The sequence below is a fragment of the Pseudarthrobacter sp. NPDC055928 genome (genome assembly GCF_042270935.1).
GTDB lineage: Bacteria > Actinomycetota > Actinomycetes > Actinomycetales > Micrococcaceae > Arthrobacter.
Genome location: NZ_JBHJZH010000027.1, coordinates 21,630 through 27,755, shown reverse-complemented (window position 1 = coordinate 27,755; position 6,126 = coordinate 21,630). Strand labels below are relative to the sequence as shown.

At 65.6% G+C, this 6,126-nt stretch carries 7 protein-coding genes; all 7 read right to left on the bottom strand.

From position 1 onward, the window contains the following. On the bottom strand, window positions 1-413 hold a 413-nt coding region (locus tag ACFC25_RS21665), incomplete at its 3' end, for an alcohol dehydrogenase catalytic domain-containing protein (protein WP_376048985.1). Beyond that, on the bottom strand, window positions 413-1,183 hold the full coding sequence (locus ACFC25_RS21660) for an SDR family oxidoreductase (RefSeq protein WP_376048983.1): 771 nt from the start codon (window positions 1,181-1,183) through the stop codon (window positions 413-415). The genes ACFC25_RS21660 and ACFC25_RS21665, both read right to left, overlap by 1 nt. After that, a complete protein-coding gene (locus ACFC25_RS21655; RefSeq protein ID WP_337349099.1) occupies window positions 1,180-2,124 on the bottom strand; it encodes a 2-hydroxyacid dehydrogenase in 945 nt (314 codons plus the stop codon). The genes ACFC25_RS21660 and ACFC25_RS21655 overlap by 4 nt, the downstream gene beginning before the upstream one ends. A gap of 51 nt (window positions 2,125-2,175) precedes the next feature. Further along, window positions 2,176-2,925, bottom strand: a complete 750-nt coding sequence (locus tag ACFC25_RS21650; RefSeq protein ID WP_337349100.1) for an SDR family oxidoreductase — start codon at window positions 2,923-2,925, stop codon at window positions 2,176-2,178. 82 nt (window positions 2,926-3,007) lie between these two features. Beyond that, window positions 3,008-4,348: an MFS transporter gene (locus ACFC25_RS21645; RefSeq protein ID WP_337349101.1), complete on the bottom strand. Its 1,341-nt coding sequence runs from the start codon at window positions 4,346-4,348 to the stop codon at window positions 3,008-3,010. Between the two features lie 47 nt (window positions 4,349-4,395). After that, a complete protein-coding gene (locus ACFC25_RS21640; protein WP_337349103.1) occupies window positions 4,396-5,409 on the bottom strand; it encodes an allophanate hydrolase in 1,014 nt (337 codons plus the stop codon). Continuing rightward, window positions 5,406-6,125, bottom strand: a complete 720-nt coding sequence (locus tag ACFC25_RS21635) for a carboxyltransferase domain-containing protein (RefSeq protein ID WP_337349104.1) — start codon at window positions 6,123-6,125, stop codon at window positions 5,406-5,408. Before ACFC25_RS21635 ends, ACFC25_RS21640 begins: the two co-directional genes overlap by 4 nt. Window position 6,126 lies beyond the last annotated feature (1 nt).

Genomic DNA, 6,126 nt, shown 5'->3' with positions numbered 1-6,126 from the left:
AGGTACGTGCACCCGGGTGAGAGGTTGGGCCGCTCCGCCGGGTACCGGATATCCCCGGCACCTGGCCCGGGCGTGGCCGGATGCACGGCGACCGGAGTCCCCGCGGCGGGGCCTGTCCCGTCGGCCGCGGCACGGACCACGGTCCCGGAAATCTCATGACCCAGCACCAGCGGGGCCTTCAGGACCGACTCCCCCGCCGCCCCGTGCAACCAGTAGTGCAGGTCCGACCCGCAGATCCCGCCAAACGCCACCTCGATAACGGCCTCACCCGGGCCCGGCGCCGCCAACGGCACCTCCTCGATGCGCAGATCCCCCTTGGCATGGGCCACCACCGCCAAACCCGACACCGGCAGACCCGGCACAGGCAGGGATTCCGGAAGGGATTGCTGGTTCAGAGCTGTGTTCGCGGGCATCAGACCACCACCGTCATTCCGCCGTCGATAAAGATCGTCTGCCCGTTCACGAAGTCCGAACCGGCCGAGGCCAGCCACACCGCGGGCCCGGCCAAATCCTGCACCGTGCCCCACCTGTTGGCCGGGGTCCGGCCCAGGATCCAGGCATTGAACACCTCATCATCGACCAGGTTCTGCGTCATCTCCGTATGGATATACCCCGGCGCGATCCCGTTGATCTGCAGGCCGGACCCCGCCCACTCCGCGGTCATCGCCCGGGTCAGGTTCCGCAACCCGCCCTTCGCCGCCACATACGGGGCGATCGTGGGCCGGGCCAAGTCCGTCTGCACCGAACAGATATTAATGATCTTCCCGTGCCCACGGGCGATCATGTGCCTCGCGGCCTCCCTCCCCACCAAAAACGCGCTCGTCAGGTCCGTGGCAATCACCCGCTCCCAATCCTTCACGTCCAGCTCCAGCATCGGCACCCGGTGCTGAATCCCGGCATTATTCACCAGGATCTCCAACGGCCCCACGTTCTCCTCCACCCACGCCACACCCCGCGCCGCCTCACTATCCTTCGTGACATCAAACGCGACACTGTGCACCCGCCCCGGCGCGTACTCCGCGGCCATCGCAGCCGCCGCGTCCTTCAGCCGCTCGGCATTGATCCCGTTCAGCACCACGGTGGCACCGGCGTCGGCCAACGCCCGCGCCAGCGCATTACCAATCCCCCGGCTCGAACCCGTCACCAAAGCAACCCGCCCCGACAAATCAAACAAAGAACTCATGAGAAGGGGCCTGCCTGCACGAGGTTGGCCGGGGCTTCACCGGCGGCGAGGGCTTCGAGCTGCTTCCGCAGCAGCTTCAGGATCCTGGGCTGGAAGGCGGAAGCGTTGCCGCCCACGTGCGGGGTGATCAGGGCGTTGGGGGTGGACCACAGCGGGTGGTCTTGCGGCAGCGGCTCCGGATCAAGGACGTCGAGGGCGCACTGCAGGCGACCGGACAGGACTTCCTTGGTCAGGGCAGCCGTGTCCACCACGGAGCCGCGGCCCACATTCACCACTAGGGCATCGTCAGGCAGGGCAGCGAGAACCTCTTCACCGACCAACTGGTGCGTGTTCTCATTCAGCGGCAGCACCGAGACCAGGATGTCGTGCGTCGCTGCAAGCTCGGTCAGTTCGGACGAGGCATGCACCTGGCCAAGCTCGTCGGTGCGGGCCGAACTCCCCACCCGCGTGACGGTGACCTCGAAGGGCTCCAGGCGGCGGGCGATTTCGTGGCCGATCCCGCCGACTCCCAGCAGCAGCACGCGCCGGTCCGCCAAGGACCGGCGGCGTTCCGGCCGCCAGAGGCCGTGCTGCGAATCGCGGACCGCCTGGTCGATCCCGCGCAGCTTCGCCAGGATCAGTCCCACGGCCAGTTCCGCGGTGGCGGCGGCGTGGACACCGGAGGCGCTGGCCACACCTGCGGCCGGCCCGGCCGCCTCAATAACCCCGTCGTACCCCGTGGACTGGGTCTGCACGTATTTCAGAGCCGGAACCTGGCCGAGCGAGCCGAGCACGGCGGAGGCGTCGATATACGGGAGGATGACGCCGTCGATCTCACTGAGCGTCCCGCCGTCGGGCTCCGATTTCAGATCCCACACGACCCCTCGCAGCCCTTCGGGCAGGGGCGAGAGATCGGCGAGGAGCTGCCGGTCGGGGAAGCTGACGGTGCGGACTGTTTGCATCGGAAAACCTATCGATCCTGGGGTGTGGGGTGAGCGGGCCGGCGTCGGCGCTTAGCGCCTGTCGAAGGTGAGTCCGCCGGGGACCTGGAAGGTGGGCATGAGTTCGAGCATGCCCACGTTTACGTGCCGGGGTGTCTCCACCGCGTAGTCAACGGCGTTGACGATGTCGTCCGTAGTCAGGGACTCGTAGCCTTCGTAGTAGGTCTTCCAGGCCTCTTCCATGGCCTCGGGGCTGCCGCCCATGTTGCGGCCGAAGATTTCCGTTTCTACCCGGCCGGGGCAGACCTCTGTGACACGGATGCGTTTGCCCACGGTGTCGTTGCGGAGCTGGCGGGAGATCTGGTGCACCGCGGCCTTAGTGGCGTGATAGACGGTGTGTCCGTAGAAGTTGTAGACGCCGGCGATGGAGCTGATGTTGATCACGTGGCCGTTGTCCCGCTCCACCATGCCGGGAAGGACCAGGCGCGTCAGCTGCAGGAGGGAGCGCAGGTTGACGTCCACCAACTCGTCGATATCCTCTTCCGTCGAGTCGAGGATATTTCCGGGCCGGGAAACGCCGGCGCAGTTGACGAGTACGTCCACGTTGAGGCCGTCCACCGCTGTGGTCAGCGCAGCAGTGTCCGTAAGGTCGACGGCGTGCGGGATGGCTCCGGTGCGGTCCGCCAGTTCTTTCAGGCGTTCTTCATTGCGGGCGAAGGCGTGTACTTGGAGTCCGCGCTTTGCCAGCCGCTCAGCGATGGCGGCACCCATTCCGGTGGAGGCGCCGGTTACCAGGGCTGTTGAGTAGTCAGAAAAAGGCATGGAAGTCTCCAATGAGGGTGGTTGGGTGAAGATTAGGAGGGTTTCGGGGCTGGGGACGTGCTCCCCGGCTCACAACTTGGTGTCAGGCATCCCGGAGGGGAAGGTGCGCCCTGTCCTTGACCGTGCTGACGGCGGCCAGGGTGCCCAGCGCGGTGATGACGGCGTAGAAGGCGGGCATGTAGATGTTGCCCGTGGAGGAAATCAGCCAGGTCATCAGCAGCGGCGCGGTGCCGCCGAAGAGTGCCGAGGAGATGTTGTAGCCCAGGCCGTAGGCGGAGTACCGCACCCGGGTGGGGAACAGTTCAACGATCAGGATGTGGATCACTGCAGTGTGGCCTGCGAACACCACAGCCATGATGCAGGCGCCCAGGATGGCCAGGAGCATCTCGCCCGTAGCTATGAGGGCGTAAGCGGGGATGCCGAGGATAGCCATGGCGATGGCGGACCCGGCGATGACCTTCTTGCGGCCGACGCGGTCCGACAGCGCGCCCATGAACGGGATGGCGATGCAGATGACCACCAGGCTGCAGGCGGTGACCAGGAGCGCGTCGCCGATGGTGAAGTTGAGCTGCTTGCCCTTGAGGAACGTGGGCATGTAGGAGAACAGGACGTAGTAGCCGGAGCCGTTCATGAGCGGGATGAACAGGGCCAGCAGCATGGCGCGGCGGTGTTCGGCCGAGGCGAAGGCTTCCTTCAGAGGGTTCTTGGACAGCCCGCCTTCTTCCTTGAGCTTTACAAAGTTGGGGGTGTCCGCGATGGCCTTGCGGATGTACCAGCCGATGACGCCCATCGGGATGGCAACCAGGAACGGGATGCGCCAGGCGAACGAGCCGAAGCCGCCGCCGTCGATGGCTGCCTGGGTGAGCCAGGGTGACATGGAAAATGCGACAAGCGTACCGGTGAGCAGGGCTGCGAACGAGGCAATCTGGGCGTAGGAGGTGATGATGCCGCGCTTGCCTTCCGGGGCGTGCTCGGCGAGGAAGGTCATGGCACCGGCGGCTTCGCCACCTACGGAGAATCCCTGCAGCATGCGGAGCAGGACCAGGAGGATCGGTGCCGCAATGCCGATGGCGGAGTAGGCCGGCAGCAAGCCGATGCCCGCCGTGGCCACGCTGATCAACAGGATGACGAAGACCAGCAGCTTTTGCCGTCCGATGCGGTCTCCGAGGTAGCCACAGACCACGGCGCCGAGGGGGCGAACGAAGAAGGACACGGCGTAGCCGGCGAAGACGAACAGCAGGGCGTTGTCCGGATTGCCGGGAGCCAGGAAGACCAATGCCAAGGTTCCGGCCATAAAGGCGAAGATGCCGTTGTCGTAGAGCTCCACGAAAATGCCGACGCAGCCGGCGGTCACAACTTTGCGGGTCTGCCTGGCATCCAGGCGATCGTTCTGCGGTTTGGCCGCTTGGGTTGACGTTGACATCTTGATCCTTACTTGTTTCTGGTGACTAAGGCCGGACATGACTGAACTCAGCTTCCCGAGGCCGGCATGAGGTCCCGCCAGCTTGCCGGCGCCCCGACGCCGAGCAGGCCAAAGACTGTATTTACTGACGTGCGCAGCGCTTCAAGCTCACGCATGGCGGCACGGTGCCGCCCAGTGGCCTCGGCCACCGTTGTATTGCGGAACCTGATGATGTTCCCGGGCCTTGCCTGCGCGAGGACGTCCAGCGAGCGGCTGGTGACCACGCCAAGAACCGGGTAGCCGGCAGTCACTCCCCGTCCGCGGTGGAGTACCAGGAGTTCTTCCCGGGACGGGACCTCAATGGCTCCGACAGGGACGCCCCTGGAGAGTACTTCGGCCCTCGATTGCCGTTCCGGCAGCGCCCCACCGAGGCGCAGGCCGATGTGGTTGCTCCGGCCACTGACGGTGTAGCTCGTCTTGAATAGGAGCTCCGCGGTGTCACCGAATTCGGCGATGTCCGGTCCGTCTGTTACGTCGATGACCGGGTGGGCACTGACGCCGGGTCGGGAAAGTCCCAGCCGGAACAGAGGAAGGTCGAAGTACGGTTGCCTGATGGGCGGCACAGTCTCCCGGGCCCCGAGAGTGGTTCCGTCGGTGAGTTTCAGGCCGAATCCAACGACGGTGTCCGGTGCGCAGCTGCCCAGCAGCATCGGGGCGTCCAACGCGCCATGCACGGCGATGTAGGCACGCAGCCCGGTGTTCATGCTGCGCAGGGCCACGGTTTCCCCTGCCAGGACAGAAACTGGTTCCCACTGGGGGCACTCGCGTCCGCCTACAGTCAGGGTTACGGGCGCCCCGGTCACGGCGATGAGCAAATCCGTGTCCGCGCGCATCCGGAAGTCCAGCGCCGTGACTTCGAGCAGCGGATCATTGTCCTTGTTCCCGGCCAGGATGTTGGCGGCCCGTGCCGAAAATTGGTCCAACGCCCCGTTCACGGGGAGCCCGTACCGCGGCCCCTTGAACCGGCCCAGGTCCGTCACGACGGAATGGCCCGCTTGCAGGATGGTCAGGGTCCCGCTCATTTCGACGCCTCCAGTTCAAGGCCCGCGTAGCGCTCGAAATCGGCGGCGGTGATCTCGTGGAACCGGAGCAGGTCTCCGGGCAGGTAAGGGACGAGCGGTTGTTTGTCAGGGTTCAGCACTGTCAATGGCGTCTGTCCGATGACACACCACCCGCCGGGAGCCACCGCGGGGGCGATCACTGCCTGACGGCCTGCGACGGAGACCGCGCCCGCCGGCACGGAAAGCCGGGGGTCCTTAAGCCGTGGTACGGGCAGTGGGAATTCCGGACCGTCCATCATGGGGGACCCTGCCGGAGCGCCGAGGCATCGGATGATATATGACTTGGCGGTGTGCAGGGCAATGATCTCTGAGACGGGCAGGCCCTCGTGGTCCGCAACCTTCTGGAGGTCCGGTCCGTATTCGCCGCCGTAGACCACCGGGACGTCGAAGCGCCGGGGCATACGGGCGGGTGCGCCAACAAAATCGAGCTGGCGCATGCCCAGGAGGACGAAGGCCCGGATCTGGCGCGCAGAAGTGACATAGGGATCGAATTCGACCAATACCGAATCATAGGTGGGAACCGCGCAGTGGACGCCGTCGACGTCGGCCATCTCAAACCATCCCGCGAGCGCATGGACCGCTGCCCAGTTCCGTTCACGGTCAAGGGATGTTGCGACGACGCGAACGGCGGCGTCGCCTGACTCGTGTACCTCGATGGGTGTTGGGGTGTCAGGCATC

What these genes read in the sequence shown, in the direction of transcription:
- ACFC25_RS21660 (WP_376048983.1), bottom strand. Translation starts at nt 1,183, where the DNA reads ATGAGTTCTTTGTTTGATTTGTCGGGGCGGGTTGCTTTGGTGACGGGT.
- ACFC25_RS21655 (WP_337349099.1), bottom strand. Translation starts at nt 2,124, where the DNA reads ATGCAAACAGTCCGCACCGTCAGCTTCCCCGACCGGCAGCTCCTCGCC.
- ACFC25_RS21650 (WP_337349100.1), bottom strand. Translation starts at nt 2,925, where the DNA reads ATGCCTTTTTCTGACTACTCAACAGCCCTGGTAACCGGCGCCTCCACC.
- ACFC25_RS21645 (WP_337349101.1), bottom strand. Translation starts at nt 4,348, where the DNA reads ATGTCAACGTCAACCCAAGCGGCCAAACCGCAGAACGATCGCCTGGAT.
- ACFC25_RS21640 (WP_337349103.1), bottom strand. Translation starts at nt 5,409, where the DNA reads ATGAGCGGGACCCTGACCATCCTGCAAGCGGGCCATTCCGTCGTGACG.
- ACFC25_RS21635 (WP_337349104.1), bottom strand. Translation starts at nt 6,125, where the DNA reads ATGCCTGACACCCCAACACCCATCGAGGTACACGAGTCAGGCGACGCC.